16 protein-coding genes are annotated in these 17,507 nt (G+C 56.9%); 14 read left to right on the forward strand and 2 right to left on the reverse strand.

Annotation, left to right across the window (positions count from 1 at the left end; genetic code table 11):
• Positions 1–53: 53 nt before the first annotated feature.
• The 3 genes from AC221Y_RS08955 to AC221Y_RS08965 all read left to right on the forward strand — a co-directional run bounded on the left by AC221Y_RS08955 (position 54) and on the right by AC221Y_RS08965 (position 3,010).
• Complete coding sequence (locus AC221Y_RS08955; RefSeq protein WP_299751760.1) at positions 54–707, forward strand: protein-L-isoaspartate O-methyltransferase family protein; 654 nt, start codon at positions 54–56, stop codon at positions 705–707.
• Positions 708–731: 24 nt separating this feature from the next.
• The gene (locus AC221Y_RS08960) at positions 732–2,093 is read left to right on the forward strand and encodes a TolC family outer membrane protein (RefSeq protein ID WP_299751757.1); all 1,362 of its coding nucleotides are present in this window, start codon (positions 732–734) and stop codon (positions 2,091–2,093) included.
• A 65-nt stretch (positions 2,094–2,158) separates the two neighbouring features.
• On the forward strand, positions 2,159–3,010 hold the full coding sequence (locus tag AC221Y_RS08965) for a hypothetical protein (RefSeq protein ID WP_486707191.1): 852 nt from the start codon (positions 2,159–2,161) through the stop codon (positions 3,008–3,010).
• A gap of 592 nt (positions 3,011–3,602) precedes the next feature.
• Here AC221Y_RS08965 and AC221Y_RS08970 read toward each other — a convergent pair.
• Together AC221Y_RS08970 and AC221Y_RS08975 are read right to left on the reverse strand one after the other, a co-directional pair.
• Positions 3,603–4,889: a homoserine dehydrogenase gene (locus AC221Y_RS08970; protein ID WP_299751751.1), complete on the reverse strand. Its 1,287-nt coding sequence runs from the start codon at positions 4,887–4,889 to the stop codon at positions 3,603–3,605.
• Between the two features lie 81 nt (positions 4,890–4,970).
• Positions 4,971–5,258, reverse strand: coding sequence for a hypothetical protein (locus AC221Y_RS08975; protein ID WP_486707192.1), 288 nt, complete (start codon positions 5,256–5,258; stop codon positions 4,971–4,973).
• 88 nt (positions 5,259–5,346) lie between these two features.
• Between AC221Y_RS08975 and AC221Y_RS08980 the strand changes: the two genes are divergently transcribed.
• The 11 genes from AC221Y_RS08980 (at position 5,347) to rpoD (ending at position 17,203) form a co-directional block, all read left to right on the forward strand.
• On the forward strand, positions 5,347–5,934 hold the full coding sequence (locus AC221Y_RS08980) for a TetR/AcrR family transcriptional regulator (protein WP_299751745.1): 588 nt from the start codon (positions 5,347–5,349) through the stop codon (positions 5,932–5,934).
• Entirely contained in the window at positions 5,931–6,434 is a 504-nt protein-coding gene (locus AC221Y_RS08985; protein WP_299751742.1) for a hypothetical protein, read from the forward strand. Before AC221Y_RS08980 ends, AC221Y_RS08985 begins: the two co-directional genes overlap by 4 nt.
• Before the next feature lie 115 nt (positions 6,435–6,549).
• Entirely contained in the window at positions 6,550–7,986 is a 1,437-nt protein-coding gene (locus tag AC221Y_RS08990; RefSeq protein WP_299751739.1) for a Glu/Leu/Phe/Val family dehydrogenase, read from the forward strand.
• Between the two features lie 205 nt (positions 7,987–8,191).
• Positions 8,192–8,617 carry a TadE/TadG family type IV pilus assembly protein gene (locus tag AC221Y_RS08995; RefSeq protein WP_486707193.1) on the forward strand — a complete coding sequence of 142 codons (426 nt, stop codon included), beginning with the start codon at positions 8,192–8,194 and terminating at the stop codon, positions 8,615–8,617.
• A 3-nt stretch (positions 8,618–8,620) separates the two neighbouring features.
• Entirely contained in the window at positions 8,621–9,037 is a 417-nt protein-coding gene (locus tag AC221Y_RS09000; RefSeq protein WP_486707194.1) for a TadE/TadG family type IV pilus assembly protein, read from the forward strand.
• 1 nt (position 9,038) lies between these two features.
• Complete coding sequence (locus AC221Y_RS09005) at positions 9,039–10,373, forward strand: Tad domain-containing protein (protein ID WP_299751730.1); 1,335 nt, start codon at positions 9,039–9,041, stop codon at positions 10,371–10,373.
• A 306-nt stretch (positions 10,374–10,679) separates the two neighbouring features.
• Positions 10,680–11,102: a TadE/TadG family type IV pilus assembly protein gene (locus tag AC221Y_RS09010; protein ID WP_299751727.1), complete on the forward strand. Its 423-nt coding sequence runs from the start codon at positions 10,680–10,682 to the stop codon at positions 11,100–11,102.
• Positions 11,103–11,104: 2 nt separating this feature from the next.
• Positions 11,105–11,554, forward strand: a complete 450-nt coding sequence (locus AC221Y_RS09015) for a TadE/TadG family type IV pilus assembly protein (RefSeq protein WP_299751724.1) — start codon at positions 11,105–11,107, stop codon at positions 11,552–11,554.
• 68 nt (positions 11,555–11,622) lie between these two features.
• On the forward strand, positions 11,623–13,062 hold the full coding sequence (locus AC221Y_RS09020) for a Tad domain-containing protein (RefSeq protein ID WP_486707195.1): 1,440 nt from the start codon (positions 11,623–11,625) through the stop codon (positions 13,060–13,062).
• Between the two features lie 87 nt (positions 13,063–13,149).
• A complete protein-coding gene (gene dnaG / locus AC221Y_RS09025) occupies positions 13,150–15,117 on the forward strand; it encodes a DNA primase (RefSeq protein WP_486707196.1) in 1,968 nt (655 codons plus the stop codon).
• Positions 15,118–15,226: 109 nt separating this feature from the next.
• Entirely contained in the window at positions 15,227–17,203 is a 1,977-nt protein-coding gene (gene rpoD, locus AC221Y_RS09030) for an RNA polymerase sigma factor RpoD (protein WP_299751715.1), read from the forward strand.
• Positions 17,204–17,507: the final 304 nt, after the last annotated feature.

Here is a 17,507-nt window from a genome sequence, read left to right on the forward strand (position 1 = left end):
ATCCCTGTGTTATGGTTCAAGCAAAGAACTGTTTTGAACGAAAGAGTTGGTTGATGAGCGATTTTGCCCGCCGCCGCACAATTATGGTCGACACACAGGTTCGCCCCTCTGATGTCACCAAGTTTCCGATCATCGAGGCGATGCTGACCGTGCCGCGCGAAATCTTCGTGCCAAGGGCGCTGCAAGAGGCCGCCTATGCAGGTGAAAACCTCGAGATTGCACCGGGGCGGACGCTTTTGGATCCGCGGACGTTGGCCAAAATCCTTGAAGCTGTGAACATTCAATCCGATGATCTGGTTCTCGATGTGGCCTGTGGGTTTGGCTATTCGTCTGCCGTTGCAGCACATATGGCAGAAGCGGTCATTGCGCTGGACGACAATTCCGACCTCTGCGCCGAAGCCGAAAGCGCGCTTTCGACGGTGGGTATCGACAATGTGGCTGTGGTGGAAGGCCCGCTTGGAGACGGTGCGGCCCAGCATGGCCCTTACGATGTCATCTTGATCCAGGGCGGTGTTGAGGTCGTCCCAAAACCATTGATAGACCAACTCAAAGACGGTGGCCGCATCGCGGCGATCTTCGAAGACGGGCGGCTTGGCACGGTGCGTGTTGGACTGAAGACAGGCGGCGCCGTCACGTGGCGCTACGCGTTCAACGGCGATGCGCCCTTGTTGGCGGGATTTTTGAGGAGCGCTGAATTTGCTCTGTAACGTATTTCTTTGAAAGGGAAGACCTTGAACCTTCGCTCCCTGAACACGCTCGCAGCACTGGCCGTTGGCGCAATGATTTCAACGACTGCACAGGCGGAAACGCTGTCGGACGCTTTGGTGTCGACCTATCGCAATTCCGGCCTTATTGATCAAAACCGCGCCGTTTTACGCGCGGCAGACGAAGATGTGGCTCAGGCGATTGCTGAGCTGCGTCCGGTGCTTAAGTATCTTGCCTCGGTTGAATACGCCGATACGTCACAAAGTGCCGGGTCTAGCGCGAAGCTTGGCCTGTCCGCTGATATGCTGCTGTATGATTTTGGCCGCTCGCAGCTTTCCATCGATATCGCCAAAGAAACTGTGCTGGCCACGCGTGCCGCTCTGATCGACGCCGAAAATACCGCACTGTTCAATGCCGTGAACGCGTTTCAGGCGGTGCGGCGGTCGGTGGTTTTTGTTGAGTTGCGCGAAAACAACGTCCGCCTTTTGATCGAGCAATTGCGCGCCACGCGCGACCGGTTTGAAGTGGGTGAGGTCACGCGCACCGATGTATCGCTGTCAGAGGCAAGTCTTGCCGCAGCGCGCAGTTCGCTGGCGGCCGAACGGGGTGGTCTGGCCCGCGCCAAGGAGCAGTATCGCACGATTGTTGGCGACTATCCGGGCACCCTGGCACCCGCGCCGGGTATGCCGTCGATTCCGGCGACCGAAGGCGAAGCGCGCGCCATCGCGCGACAGGAAAATCCGATTGCGAAACAAGTGCAGCATCAGGTCAAAGCGGCCGAACTTGGCGTCCAAATCGCGTCGCGCGCCATGCGTCCGTCGCTGAATGCCAATGGACGGCTTTCGGTGAATGATGACGGGGACGAAAGTGCGAGCATCGGTTTGGAGTTGTCGGGGCGGATTTATCAGGGGGGCGCAATTTCTTCGCAGCTGCGTCAGGCGCAGGCGCGCCGCGATGAGGCCCGCTCGCAGCTTTACACCGCCGGTCTTCAGGTCGACCAACAGGTCGGTAACGCCTACGCAAATCTGGCGGTCGCGATTGCCAGCATTGACGCCTCAAGACAGCAGGTGAGCGCGGCCGAGTTGGCCTTGCGTGGCACCCGTGAAGAGCTGCAACTTGGTGCACGCACCACGCTGGATGTGCTTGATCAGGAACAAGAGGTGCTGGATGCGCGCACAAACCTTGTGTCCGCTGAAGTCGATCGCATCGTTGCCGCCTATCAGGTGCTCGATTCTATCGGGCTTATGACGGCCGAAAATCTGCGCCTGAACGTGCCGATTTACGACCCCGCTGCCTATTACAACGCGGTCAGTAATGCGCCGCGCGGGCAGGTAAGCAAGCAGGGACAGGCGCTTGATCGCGTGCTGCGCTCGATCGGGAAACAATAGCGCCGAACGGTTGTGTGCGTCCGGTCCGGTCGCTACGATGTCAGGGGGCAAAAGAGTCGGTCAGAATGTCAAAAGCAGGCGCAGGTCAGAACGTGGAAGACATGCTGTCGTCAGTGCGACGGCTGGTTTCTGACGAACTTCCGCGGATGCCACGGGCCGAGGTTCCACAAGGTCCCGCAGCGCTTGTTCTAACCGAGGCGCAGCGCATCGAAGCCCCGCTGATTGGGCACAACTCGCGCCGAAAATCTCTGGAAGACCGGATTGCCGAACTTGAGGCGGCGGTCGCCGACAGCTCGGACGACTGGGAGCCCGATGGCAGTGAAGATTTGGAACAACACCGTCCCGATCACATTGTGTTCAAGGCAAGCCGTGCCGTCACGCGCCCCCCAAGCACGCCGCTTCAATTGACGGAAGTCTCGCAAAGTGTGGGACCCGCCGCAGTTTTGCCGCCCGCCCCGGAAGAAACGTCAGAGCCCGCGCCGGACCCTGCGCCGACGCGCGAGCGCTTTGTGTCGGTCGTCGCAGCCGCCCCCGACGTGCTTGGCGAAGAAACTGAGGCCGACCTTCAAGATCAGGTCGAAACAGCGCTGACCGAAGCGGTGACATCGGCCATCGTTGACATGGCGCAAGACGCCCTTACGGGCGACGATGCGTTTGGACAGACGCTGGCCGAGGCGGTTGGAGCCGAAAATGACAGTGTGAGCGACGTCGCGCCACAGGCCGAGAGTGTGGACGATGCACCTCCGAGGGCGAGGGCGGCCCGTGCATCTTTTGACGGCGCCGACATTCGCCCGCTGATCTCAAGCCTTATCCGCGAAGAACTTCAGGGCGATCTGGGCGAGCGCATCACCCGCAATGTGCGCAAACTTGTGCGGCAGGAAATTCAGCGTGCGCTTGCCGTACGCGAAGTCGAGTAAGCACTCCCTTTGAACGCCCCAGCCAGCTGCTGCTTGGGGAAGCAGCCTTAGGCAAGCTCACGAAAAAAGGAACTTACAGTCTTGCGTTGCCGGGGCGCTTTTGCGCCCGACATCTCGCTTTATGGTGTCAGTGTCGATCTGGGGGATGGGTATCCTGGCGCAAACGGTCAATGGTGCGCGTTACTCCTCGGATGCCCGGCGGTCGGCGTTTGCCGTCGACAACATCTTTATACTGTGCGGCGTGGCGCTTGGACGTGCGGTCCGGCGGGGCGGCCACGTGTTCAGGTGCTTTGACAGGTACCGCAATTTTGCATCTGGCGCTGGACGTCCCGCTTCACACACAGCGCGCGTCAAAATCTCTGACCGCGCCCCAATTGGGTGTTTGAAAGTCCTTTAGGCTATTGCGACAACGCCGCCTATGCGGGCGTTATCAGCCATGTGGCCCTTCGTCTTTTTGGGGCGGCGGTCGTGGTGACCTGGACGCGCACGAAAGTTTTATGGGGGTGCATCTGACCGCAGTTGTGGTCGTGATGGACCTGGCACGCTCAGGCGTCTGGCGCCTTATTTTCTGACGTCCTGGCCTGGGTTTTGGTCAGACTTCCTCGATACGGATCGCCACAGGGGCGCCTGCCAAGACGCCAGTGCCGTCCATCGCCGACAGGGCCTCGTCCAGGGCCGAACGTGTCGTTTTGTGGGTGACAATCAGCACCGGCGCTGTGGTGTCTTGATGCCCGTACTGGCGCATGCGATCGATCGAAATCCCCGCATCCCCCAGGACCGTCGCAATCTTTGCCAATGCGCCGGGCTTATCCACCAGCGCAAACCGCAAATAGAACGCGGCGGGGGCGCTCGAAACAGCGGATCGCGCCGCAACCAATTCGCCAGCAGGCCGCCCGAAGGTCGACACGCGCGTACCGCGCGCAAGGTCCAGCACATCGCTTAAAACAGCGCTTGCCGTTGGGCCTTCGCCCGCGCCGGCACCGCGCAGAACAATCTGCCCAACGCTGTCGCCTTCCAGCACGATCATATTGGTCGCATTCTCAAGTTGCCCAAGCGGCGAGGTCGCGGGCACCAGACAAGGGGACATGCGTGTTTCCAGACCGCGCCCGGTCATCTGGGCCACACCAAGAAGCTTGATCCGGTAGCCCATGTCGGCGGCCTGTTCGATGTCTTCGATGCTGATCCGCTCGATGCCTTCTATGGCCATCGCGCCAAAATCAACCTGCGTGCCGTATGCAATCGACGCCAAAAGCGCGAGTTTATGACCGGCATCAATGCCGCCGACGTCCAGGGTCGGATCAGCCTCAAGATACCCTAAGGCCTCGACTTCGCCAAAGACCGTCTGATAGTCCAGCCCCGCATCCTGCATCCGCGTCAGGATATAATTGCAGGTGCCATTCATCACGCCCATGACGCGGGTGATCTCGTTGCCTGCAAGGCCTTCGCTCAAGGCTTTGATCACCGGGATGCCGCCCGCAACGGCCGCCTCAAACCGCAGACAGGCGCCTTTTGCTTCTGCGGCCTCGGCCAATGCCTGACCATGCACGGCCATCATCGCTTTGTTCGCGGTCACAACGTCTTTGCCTGCGGCAATCGCGGCTTCGGTCGCGGCCTTTGCGGGGCCATCTTCGCCGCCCATAAGTTCTACGAAAACATCGACATCATCGCGCACGGCCAAGGCGACCGGATCGTCTTCCCAGCCATAACCGGACAGATCGACACCACGATCCCGCGTTTTGCTGCGCGCAGACACGGCCGAAATCGTCACCATGCGACCTGTGCGCGAGGCCAACAGGTCCGCGTGGGTCTGGACGATCTTTACGACGCCTGCGCCGACTGTTCCCAGTCCGGCAATTCCAAGGCGAAGAGGCTTAGTCATGGCATGCGGCTCCTTATTCAACCGGGCGGTGTTACCGCGTCGCGCGGGCCGGGGCAACGCCCGGCGCAGTGCATATGTGGATTACTGCGACAGCAGGGCCCGGAGGCGATCGAAACTGTCCTGATCCGTCAGCGGTGTGCTCAAAATAGCCGCGCGCAACCGAAGTTGCGCGGCGCGGGTTTCGAGGCTCTGAAAGGCTGCACTTTCGTCCCAGGCACTGCCGGGCGGTCCGCCGAGGTCGCCCAATGGCTGAAGCTTTGGCCAGTCGCCCGACGTCACATTGCCGCCCGGATCCACGACATCTGGCCAGTCGCCACATCCAGCCAGGGCAAGGCCGCAAAGTATGACAAGAAATCCCGGAGATTGCATGGCGCCAATGTGACCTCAGCGCCGCGCAACCGCAAGGGGTGCGCAATCACCAATTGAAATGAACGCTTGTTCATATACAAGCACCGGTATGGCTCGAAAAGCAGGCTCCCACGCCGATATTACCGGCCCCGCCATCCGTGACGCCGCCCTTCGGTTGTTCGCGCGGTCCGGGTATGCGGCCGTATCGATGCGCCAGATCGCGGCCGAGGTCGGGGTCGGGGCCGGGGCGCTGTACCTTTATACACCCGACAAACAAACGCTGCTTTTTGATCTGATGCACGATCATATGACCGCGCTTCTGGCCGCGTGGGATGCGACCGTCCCCGTCAAAGGCGTGGCGTTGCGCCTTGAGCAGTTCGTCGCGTTCCATATCGACTTCCACATTGATCGCCCCGACGCGGTGTTTCTTGCCTACATGGAACTGCGAAACCTCACGCCCAAGAACTTCGCCGCCATCGAAACGCTCCGGCGCGCTTACGAGGATCGTCTTGAAGTGGTGCTGGCCGAGGGGCAAGACACCGGAGCCTTCGCGATCGAGGACACCCGCGTTACGACAATGGCGCTGATTGCCATGTTGGCGGGCATTCACGTGTGGTATCGCGACGGCGGCCGCCTGTCGCGGACCCGAATTCAGACGCTTTACAGAGACCTTGTACGAAGGACCGTCTCGCCATGACACAAAACGATAAACCCGAGGAAATCTTATCTGTTCTGCCCCCGACTGCCGGGCGTCGATGGATGGGTATCCTTGTTTTTTTCGCGCTTGGCGTCGTTTTTTTGTGGCTTGGCATCGCCAATTCGCCATCCTTCGGTTGGCGCATCGTTTTTATTGTCGGGGGGGCCGTTTCGCTTTGGGGCTCTGATGTAATGCGGCGATCCACGGATGATGAGATTGTGCTTACCCGCGAGGTTTTGCGCACCAGGTCGGGACGTATTCTTACGCGTGTCGATAACGTTGATAAGGTCGATCGCGGGGCGTTTGCGTTCAAACCGTCGCAGGGGTTTCTTGTGCGTCTTAAAACTCCGACCGAGGCCGGTTGGGCGCCCGGCCTTTGGTGGGCGCGCGGCACATTCGTCGGCATCGGCGGTGTCGTTTCGGGCGGGCAGGCCAAGGCGATGGCCGAGATATTGACCGCGCTTAGCCTGAATTTGATGCCGTCTTACGACGACGACTAAAACATCCTGCCCATTTCTTGGGCAGGGTTTGTCTGGCAATCCCCGAGACTTTCGATAGGCTTCCCCCAACAGGCGACAAAAGACCGCAATATATCTGCGATAGGGAGGGACAAATATGTCCTCACAAGCCAGCAACGAACCGACTTTCCGCGAAAGTGTCGATCTCATGTTCAACCGCGCTGCGGCGTTATTGGACCTGCCGCCCGGCCTTGAAGAGAAAATCCGCGTCTGCAACTCGACGTATACCGTGCGCTTTGGGGTTAAATTGCGCGGCAAGATCCACACCTTTACCGGTTACCGCTCTGTCCATTCCGAGCACATGGAGCCCGTCAAAGGTGGTATCCGCTTCTCGCTTGGGGTCAATCAGGACGAGGTTGAAGCGCTGGCCGCGCTTATGACTTACAAATGTGCGCTGGTGGAAACGCCGTTCGGTGGGTCCAAAGGCGGGCTTTGCATCGATCCGCGTGCCTATGAAGAAGACGAGATGGAACGTATTACCCGCCGTTTCGCCTATGAGTTGATCAAACGCGATCTGATCCATCCATCGCAGAACGTACCGGCCCCGGATATGGGCACGGGCGAGCGCGAGATGGCATGGATGGCCGACCAATATGCGCGGATGAACACGACGGATATCAACTCCAAGGCCTGTGTGACCGGCAAACCACCGCATGCGGGCGGCATTCAGGGTCGGGTCGAGGCCACGGGGCGCGGCGTGCAATATGCGCTTCAGGAGTTCTTCCGCCACCCAGACGACATGGCCAAGGCCGGTCTCAGCGGATCGCTCGATGGCAAACGCGTTATCGTTCAGGGCCTTGGCAACGTGGGCTACCACGCGGCTAAATTCCTATCCGAAGAAGACGGCTGTAAAGTTGTCGGTATCATCGAGCGTGATGGCGCGCTGGTGGACGAGAGCGGGTTGGATGTTGAAGCTATCAGTCACTGGATTCGCTCCCACGGCGGCGTCAAAGGCTTTGCCGACGGCACTTACGTTGAAAACGGATCCGTGGTTCTTGAAAACGAATGCGAAATCCTGATCCCGGCAGCGTTGGAGGGCGTGATCAATCTGTCGAATGCCGACCGCGTCAAGGCGCAGTTGATTATCGAGGCTGCAAACGGTCCTGTTACGGCCGGAGCGGATGAGATTCTGCGCAAGAAGGGCTGCGTGATTATTCCAGACATGTACGCCAACGCGGGCGGTGTGACGGTGTCCTACTTTGAGTGGGTCAAGAATCTCAGCCATATCCGCTTTGGCCGCATGCAGCGTCGTCAGGAGGAATCGCGCCACCAGCTTTTGGTCAACGAGTTGGAGCGTCTGTCGAAAGACGCGGGCGTTGGCTGGCAATTGTCCAAAGGCTTCAAGGATAAATACCTGCGTGGTGCGGGCGAGTTGGAGCTTGTCCGCTCGGGTCTCGAGGACACCATGCGAGCCGCCTATCAGGCGATGCGCGAGACCTGGCACGACCACCCCGAGATCACCGATCTGCGCACTTCGGCCTATGTGGTATCCATCGGTCGCATTGAGGCGAGCTATCGCGCCAAGGGTCTCTGACCCCCAAAAACACGGTAATCGCCAAAGATGTCCGGCGATTACCCGCCCTATAGGCAACAATCCTCAAATTTACATAAAATTATCGCCAAATGGAGCGGAGGAATCGCAATACGGTTCCTCAATTCCGCCGTTTTTATGGCGCTAAATAGACCTCTGAAAAAGTAGATCCTCTCCCCCCGGATCCCCCTTTAAGGAGTGTTTAGGTATGACGTTGCCAGTGCCATTGCCGCGTTTCTTCTTGAATCGATTTCTTCGCGAAGCCGATGGAGCGATTACTGTGGAAGCTGTCCTTTGGGTCCCGGTTTACCTCGTGTTTTTCGCACTCATCACCGATGTGTCGCTGATGTTCCACGGCTATTCCAAGGCGCTGCGGGTCGCACAGGACACCAATCGTCAAGCGTCAACGGGGTATTATGTTGAGGAGACAGATCTTGAGGCGATAACGCTAGCCAATCTCCAGTCTTTTGCGCCGAACGCCACGGTGAAAACCACGCTGGACGAACTCGCAGCGTCGCCGCACGTGATCACCAATATCTCGGTTCCGTCGAGCGATCTGTTGGCTGTTGGCCTAATCGGCGTTTTCGCCGAGATCAACATTCAGGTGTCGTCCGTTCACCTGCTGGAGCTTTAGAGCATGGGTATGAATTTCCGCCGCCTCCGCAGACGGAGCATCCGTTTTCACAAAGACACCGACGGTGTCGTTTCCGTCGAGGCTGTAATCTGGCTGCCGTTTTTCATCTTTTTTCTGTTTGGCATTGTTGAAATGTCTTTGGTCTTCCACGGCCAGGCACGCGCGCTGCAGGTCGCTCAAGATGCAAACCGCAGTTTCTCTGTTGGGGAGTTTGCCACTGCCGATGAAACCGCAACATGGGCAAAAGCCTCGTTGGAAGGGTTCAGCGACGACATCAAAACCGTCACTTGGCTTGACCGCGGTGTGATCACCACGGCAATTCGCATCCCGGCCGCCGACCTTGCCGGCAACCTTGGCATCTTCTCGATGCTGTCAAACCTCTACATCACCGTCACGTCACAACAGGTTCTGGAGTTCTGATATGAAACTCAATACCCCCCAAGACGCCCCGTCGAACGTGGCGTTCTCAGAGGATGAGAGTGGTGTGATCACCGTTCTCAACCTGTTTTTCGTCCTTGTCATGGCGATCATCGGGGGGATCGCAATTGACGTTTCCAGCCTTATTCAGGCGCGCACCCAGCTTCAGGTCGCTGCCGATACAGCTGCGCATGCAGCTCTCTATACACGCGATTCCGAAGACCAATTTGTCGCCAAGCAAGAAGCGCTGGATATCGCGTCCGCCATGATGCCAACAGGGCGCTACGGCAATGTGCTGCGCACCGAGAACATCCACTTTGGCACCTACGACAAGGCGACCAAGCAGTTTAATATTGATGAAAACAGACGCGAGGCCGTCTACGTCAAGACCGACCGTTTGTCTGAAAACGCCAATCCTGTGACCAGTTTCCTACTGCAATTGGTTGGTTTCAGCGAATGGGATGTGATCACCACATCGGTGTTCGAAACTTACCGTCCGACGTGTCTGCGCGAGGGCTTCGTTGCGGAAAACGTTGTCGACATTCAGTCGAACAACGGCTTCATGAACGGCTTTTGCATCCATTCGAACAGCCACGTATCCGCCAACCAGAATAACGTATTCGAAGCTGGTACAATCGTTTCGATGCCCAACATGAGTGACCTCGACATCACTGAATCAGGTTTCGAGAAAAATGAAGGACTTGAAGCTGCGCTTCGCGAGGGTCGTCTGCGGCTGCGGATTTTTGCGCGCCTTAAGCAAATCGAAGCCGGCATGACGGATACGAACTCGCGCTATTACCGCTCTTATATTAAAAACGATAGCCCACTCAAGATAGACCTTACCGATAACAATAACCTAGTGAAGATGTCTGATCTCACCCCCGGCCGCGTGCACGAGCTGAACTGTACACAATCCAATGGAGGCATCACTATGGATGGAGAAATCTTTTCTAAAATCGTGATCATCACGAATTGCCCGGTCAAAATGTCGGCGACGACTGCCTTCGAAGAGGCGACAGTGATTACCAAGGACGATAGCGCCAGTTCTTATACTGCACCGTCAGGCCTGCGTCTTGGCAAGGACGACAATTGCGCTGACGGCGGCGGCGCACAGTTGCTGACCTACGGCGGAATTGCGAACGCAGCGAAAGTTGAGATGTATGGCTCGCAGATTGTTGCGGTTGGGTCGGTAAATTTTGCGGCCGCCAACGATGGTATCGAAGGCGCCTCCATTATCTCGGCAAACGAAATTGATGTTACGTCAGGCTCATCCATGGCGTTTTGTGGCTCAGGAATGGATTCCATCTTCGAGGTCGAATACTTCCGCATGGCCGGCTGACACCCCGGGGGGACACGGGGTTTGAGGGGCGCGTGCTTTCGGGTGCGCGTCCCTCACTCATTTGAAGCGGCTTTTCCCCAACCAACCACCAACATCGCCCGAAACGGCGCCGGGCGCCTATGTTCGGGGTGCTTCAACAATGACGGCGCTACGACCTGTATCAGTCAGCCCGTTAGAAACAGACTTCTAAATTGATCTTCAACTTGACACAGACCCGCCTGGTTTTGGGGTGCTTGGACGTAATTTCGCCAAAACTGCCTGTGATCTGTGGTGGAGACACAAACACAATTACATATTGAAATCATTATGCTTTTTAAAATCTTTAGAGACTTTCTCTCTACCCCGGTTGCGACACGCTTCAAGCGTTCAGAAAGTGGCACTGTCACTGTCGAGGCGGTGCTTTGGGTGCCGGTCTATCTGTTCTTCTTTGTCTTTATTGCAGACGTCTCGTTGATCTTCCACGGTCAGGCGAAGGCGACGCGCATTGCCTATGACGGCAATCGCATGGCCTCGGTCGGGGTGTTTGAGACGGCAATTGAAACGAAGGACGCTGTGCTTGGACGCATTCAGGCCTTTAGCCCGAGTGCATCGGTCAACACGGTTTTTGGCACCGACGATATCACCACTACCGTCACAATGCCCGCCGCTGACCTGGCCGCGATTGGTTTGATACCGCGGATCGTCAACATCGATGTCAGTGTTTCCTCTGTTCACATGAAGGACGTATAGAAATGCCTTCTGTGTCTTCTCTGAATACCCGCCTGCATCGCTTCATTGATGGGTTGCGACGCGCAGAGCGCGCGCCGTTTTGGCGCCGTGAAAACGGGAGTGTTACAATCGAAATGGTGCTTTGGGTGCCATTCTTCGTGATCACTCTTATGGCGTGCGGTCAACTTGCCCTCGTCTTCTTTGGACAGGCCATTGCGCTTGATGCAGCGCAAAATGCAACACGCGCCTTTTCTGTTGGAATGACGACGACCGAAGCGGAAGTTGTGGCCCAAGTGCGGGCAGAACTGGCCGGCATCAGCTCCAATGTCTCCGTCACGTCGTTCGTGACCGACGAATTGATCACCACTGTCGTCACAGTCCCCGCACGCGACTTTGGCGGTCCGCTGAAATTCATTACTCAATTTTCAAATCTAAATGTGCAGGTTGTTGCACAACAATTTACGGAGGCATGAGGATGCAATCGCGTTTGAAATCCTTAAAGATCCACGCCTTACAACATCGCACCTGTGAAGAGGGTGGTATGTCCATCCTCAACCTTTATTTCTTGATGGCGACGGCAATCTTTGGCGGTATCGCTATCGACGTGGCAAACTTGGTCGCGGCGAAAAACCAGCTCCAGGTTGCCGCCGATGTCGCATCCCATGCGGCGATCGTGTCGCTGAAGGCTGGCGAAGACGTCGATACCTCCAAGGACACGGCACTTGAATATGCCAGGCTGAACATGCCGGCTGGCCGGTATGGCGAAGTCCTCCGCCTCGAAAACATTCACTTCGGGTCCTACTTTTATTCTACCGGTTCGTTTCAAATCGACGACACGCGCAGCGAGGCCGTTTGGGTAAGCACCGACCGCCTTCTCGAAAACGCCAATCCTGTCGGCAGCTTCTTGCTGAGGCTTGTCGGGTTCAGCACATTCGACGTGCGGACACCTGCGGTATTCGTGAACGGCGACCCTCCCTGTATCGGCGCAGGATTTTTCGCAAATGGTCGTGTCGATATGCAGTCGAACAACGAATTTTATGGCGCCTTCTGTATTAGTTCGGGTTACCAAATCGAATTCAATCAAAATAATTACTTCCAACAGGTTGTTGGGAATGAGATGGACGACGATGTCATCGTCGCGATGCCCGCTCTATCCAATCTAATCGTCCCTGGGGGGGCGTTGGACTTGGGGTCGTTGCACCCTGGGGCGCCGGAACCGGGGGCGTCAGGATTTCAGCAAAATGAAGGCCTCTGGGAGGCGCGACGCGATGGGGCAGGAACATTTGACGTTGACGCGTTCATCGATGAAATTGTTGCCGGCATTCAAAAATCCGGTACTGAACACACGCGCTCGTTTATTGAAAATTCAGATAGCTGGGAAACAGTAAATGTGACCTCTGGCGCTTCGAACGGAAATGGCAATGGCGGCAACAATGGCAAGGGCGGTGGCAAAGGGAATAAATCAGAGCCCAGTCCGATCAGCCCAGAAAATTGCACAACATTTTCTGTTGCCTGTCTGCGGCCGGATGCAATCAATCGGGTTAACTGCGTGGGTGACGATCTCACTATCCCCGCGGAAACTTTCAGTAATGTCGTGGTTATCACCGATTGTAATCTGAAATTCGCCAACGGCGCTATTTTGATGAATGCGACGTTTATCACTGAAAGCATCGACGATAGCTCGATCAGTTCGCCGCAGGGTCTGCAAGTCGGTGATGAGGATGGCTGCACCGTCGGTGGCGGAGCGCAGCTGATCACCTATGGGAGCATGAAAACTGCCTCGAAGTTGTCGCTTTTTGGCAGTCAAATCATTGCTGCAGGCGATGTGAACTTCGCAGCGCAAGCAAATGGTTTCCATGGAGCGTCTGTGATCGCAGGAGGCGAAATTGATGGGACGTCGAATTCGCAGTTCTACGGCTGTCCGCCAGATACGAGCGACGGCAATTTCTCCAAGGGAAGCCGTCCGCGCCTCGCGAGGTGATCGCGATACATCAGATTGTAAGCGGGCGCTTTTGGGCGCCCGTTTTCGTGTGTGGACTCCTTTGGCGCCACGGCCGATATTAACACCATGAGTCTGCCCCCCGGTTTCCTTGACGAACTAAAGACCCGCGCCTCAATGTCTCAGGTGGCTGGGCGCAAAGTCATGTGGGACACGCGAAAGTCCAATCAGGGCAAGGGGGATATGTGGTCACCGTGTCCCTTCCACCAGGAAAAAACTGCGTCATTTCATGTGGATGACCGCAAAGGCTTCTACTATTGCTTCGGCTGTCACGCCAAGGGCGATGTGGTCAGTTTTGTGCAGGAAACCGAGAACGTGTCCTTCATGGAAGCGGTGGAAATCATCGCGCGCGAGGCTGGCATGCAGATGCCGGCGCGGGACCCGAAAGCGCAGGAAAAGGACGACCGCCGCACGCAACTTGCCGATGTTATGGAACAAGCAGTCCAGTTTTTCCGCCTGAACCTTAAGACCAACGGCGCGGCTCCTGCGCGCGACTATTTGCAAGGACGGGGTCTCAACGAGGCTGCACTTGAGCGCTGGAATATCGGTTTTGCGCCAGATGGTTGGCAGGGTCTTTGGGATCATTTGACAGGAAAAGGCGTCGCGGAGGACCTGATTTTGGCGGCGGGTCTTGCCAAGCCTTCCAACCAAGGCAAACGCCCCTACGATACATTCCGCAACCGCATCATGTTCCCGATCCGCGATCCCCGTGGGCGCGCTACCGCATTCGGTGGCCGCGCGATGGACCCAAATGATAAAGCTAAATACCTGAATTCGCCCGAGACCGAACTTTTTGATAAGGGCCGCAGTCTTTATAATCACGGGCCCGCCCGTGAAGCCGCGGGTAAGGGCCAGCCCCTTTTGGTTGCGGAAGGCTATATGGACGTGATCGCGCTGTCAGAAGCTGGGTTCACTTCGACCGTGGCGCCGCTTGGTACAGCCGTCACTGAAGACCAGCTTCAGCTTTTGTGGCGCATTTCGGATGAGCCGATTATCGCTCTGGATGGCGACAAGGCCGGCATCCGTGCCGCGATGCGCTTGGTGGATATTGCGCTCCCTTTGATCGAGGCCGGCAAGTCGCTGCGTTTTTGTCTCATGCCCGAAGGTCTCGACCCCGATGACCTGATCCGCGCTGGAGGGGCAGGGGCTATGCGCCGCCACTTGGATCAGGCCATACCGATGGTCCAGCTTTTGTGGCGACGCGAAACCGAGGGCAAATCCTTCGACAGCCCCGAGCGAAAAGCGGCCCTTGACCGAACCCTGCGTGAGGCCATTCGGCAGGTGCGTGACCCATCGCTTCGAGGTCATTATAACGATGAAATCAATCGCTTACGTCGAACGCTTTTTGACGGAAATCGCGTCCAGCAGGGCTTTAAAGGCAACCGATATAACCGTGGAACCTTCACCAAGGGCTTTGGGAAACCCATCCCAATCCCGATGGCCGAGACAAAATCAAGCGCACTTGCCGCAGCTGGCACCGCCTTTGAAGACCAACTTCGCGAGGCCGTAATCCTTGCGACGTTGGTGCGTCACCCCGATCTGGTCGACCGCTTTACCGCCGATCTTGAACGCCTTAGCACCAGTCGGCCCGAGCATGATGCAGTGCGCGCAGCGCTTCTGCAGACCGGTGGCGCCAATTCCGATGAATTAGCTTTGATTTGCGGGGCCGACGCCCTTGAAAAACTGACCCATGCGCGCCATGTGCGTATTGCACCGGGAGTACGCTCCGGGGCGCAACAGGATGTTGCCGAAATGTCGGTGGCCGAGGAGCTTGCAAAAATTGCGGCCCGCCGTGGCGCGATTCGCGAGCTTGATGACGCCCTTGAAGATTTCTCCGGCGCCGCTGACGAGGTTTTGACGACCCGGCTGCGGCAGGCGGCGGAAGCCCGCAACAACAGTGAGAAGTCCGGATCGGACGATCGTGCAGAATACGATCTCGGGCCGAATGGGGCCCGGGTGAAACGGGAAGAAAAGCAAAAGTTGAGTTCACTTTTAGACCAGATAGATTTCTCAAAAGGGCGCCGTGACACGCCGTAGTATTTCTGCGTATGTCGACAACAAAAGCAGGGCTATGGGTTGTGATTCTCTGATTCGCACTAGATGATTCGCCTAGGCCCGAATCACACGATTTTCTTGGGAGTGCCGAATGGCTGCCAAAGACAACGACGACCGTAAGAACGACGATCAGGACGCCGAAGGCGGGCTCGACATGAGCCAGGCCGCCGTCAAAAAGATGATCGGCGATGCCCGCGAGAAGGGCTACATCACCTATGACGAGCTGAACAAAGTTCTGCCGCCGGATCAGGTGTCCTCCGAACAAATCGAAGACGTGATGTCTATGTTGTCTGAAATGGGCATCAACATCATCGAAGACGAAGAAGGCGAAGACGACGACAAAGGCGCGACCGATCTTGTCCAGGCGGCGAACTCGCGCGAAGTCGCTGTCTCCACGACCGAGACCGAGAAGCTTGACCGCACCGATGACCCGGTACGCATGTACCTGCGCGAAATGGGCTCGGTCGAACTTCTGTCCCGCGAGGGCGAGATCGCGATCGCAAAGCGGATCGAAGCCGGTCGCAAAACGATGATTGAAGGGCTTTGCGAGAGCCCTCTGACCTTCCAGGCCATCACAATCTGGCGCGACGAACTTCTAAGCGAAGACATTTTGCTGCGCGACGTGATCGACCTTGAGACCACTTTCGGCAATACAATCGGCGAAGAAGAGGGCGCCGCACCGGCCGTGGCCACTGCCGCTGCGCCTGCTGCCGAAACCAAATCCGACGAACAGGAACTCGACGCTGACGGCAATCCGATCCAGGAAGATGACGACGAAGACGAGGACGAAGCTGCCAACATGTCGCTTGCCGCCATGGAAGCCGCGCTAAAGCCCCGCGTGCTTGAGATGCTTGAAGTGATTGCGCACCACTACAATGAACTGTCGGAAATGCAGGATTCGCGCATGTCCGCGACGCTGAACGAAGATGACAGGTTCTCTGAGAAGGCTGAAAACGCCTACCAGAAATTGCGCTCGGAAATCGTCGAATTGGTGAACGAACTTCACCTGCACAACAACCGTATTGAAGCCCTGATCGACCAGCTTTACGGCATCAACCGCCGGATCATGTCGATTGACAGCAACATGGTTAAGCTCGCCGACCAGGCGCGCATCAACCGACGCGAATTCATCGACGCTTATCGTGGTTACGAACTTGACCCGAATTGGCTTGAGCGCATGGGCGAAAAGCCCGGTCGCGGCTGGCAAACGCTTCTTGAGCGATCTACCCCGAAAATCGAAGAGCTACGCGGCGAGATGGCGCAAGTCGGCCAGTACGTCGGCGTCGATGTCCCTGAATTCCGCCGCATCGTGCAGCAGGTTCAGAAGGGCGAAAAAGAGGCCCGTCAGGCCAAGAAAGAAATGGTCGAAGCAAACCTGCGTCTCGTCATTTCGATTGCTAAGAAGTACACCAACCGTGGCCTTCAATTCCTTGATCTTATTCAGGAAGGCAACATCGGCTTGATGAAGGCCGTCGATAAATTTGAATACCGTCGCGGCTACAAATTCTCGACCTATGCCACGTGGTGGATCCGTCAGGCGATTACGCGTTCGATCGCGGATCAGGCCCGCACGATCCGTATCCCGGTCCACATGATCGAGACGATCAACAAGCTTGTCCGCACGGGGCGGCAAATGCTTCACGAGATCGGCCGCGAGCCGACGCCGGAAGAACTGGCCGCAAAGCTGCAAATGCCGCTTGAGAAGGTCCGCAAGGTGATGAAAATCGCCAAGGAGCCTATCAGCCTTGAGACGCCGATTGGCGACGAAGAAGACAGCCAGCTTGGCGATTTCATCGAAGACAAGAACGCGATTCTGCCTTTGGACTCCGCTATTCAGGAGAACCTGAAGGAAACCACTACGCGCGTATTGGCCTCGCTCACTCCGCGTGAAGAACGGGTTCTGCGCATGCGTTTCGGCATTGGCATGAATACCGACCACACGCTTGAGGAAGTCGGCCAGCAATTCAGCGTGACGCGTGAGCGTATTCGTCAGATCGAGGCGAAGGCACTGCGGAAGTTGAAGCACCCAAGCCGGTCGCGGAAGTTAAGGTCGTTCTTGGATCAGTAAAGGCGCATGAAGCTGCCGCTTCTTGGCCTTTCATTGATTTCTTGAAATCAAGTTACTCGGTTGGGATATACAAATGTATGTCCAGCGAGGCGCAAATCATGATAGAAACCAGATCCGAAAAGTCGGCAATTCATCTGTCATGACTCTGACATCTGAAGTGCTAACGATCTTGGATGCAAAGCCTGGGGGCAGAGTTTTCGTGGCTTGCGGCGACGATGGATGTCTCAAAATAATTGCGAACGATCCCAAAGTCGCGCAGGCTTTGAATGCCAGTTGAAGCACTTTTCGTCGCTCATGACAGACA

The sequence above is a fragment of the Boseongicola sp. genome, assembly GCF_057460485.1.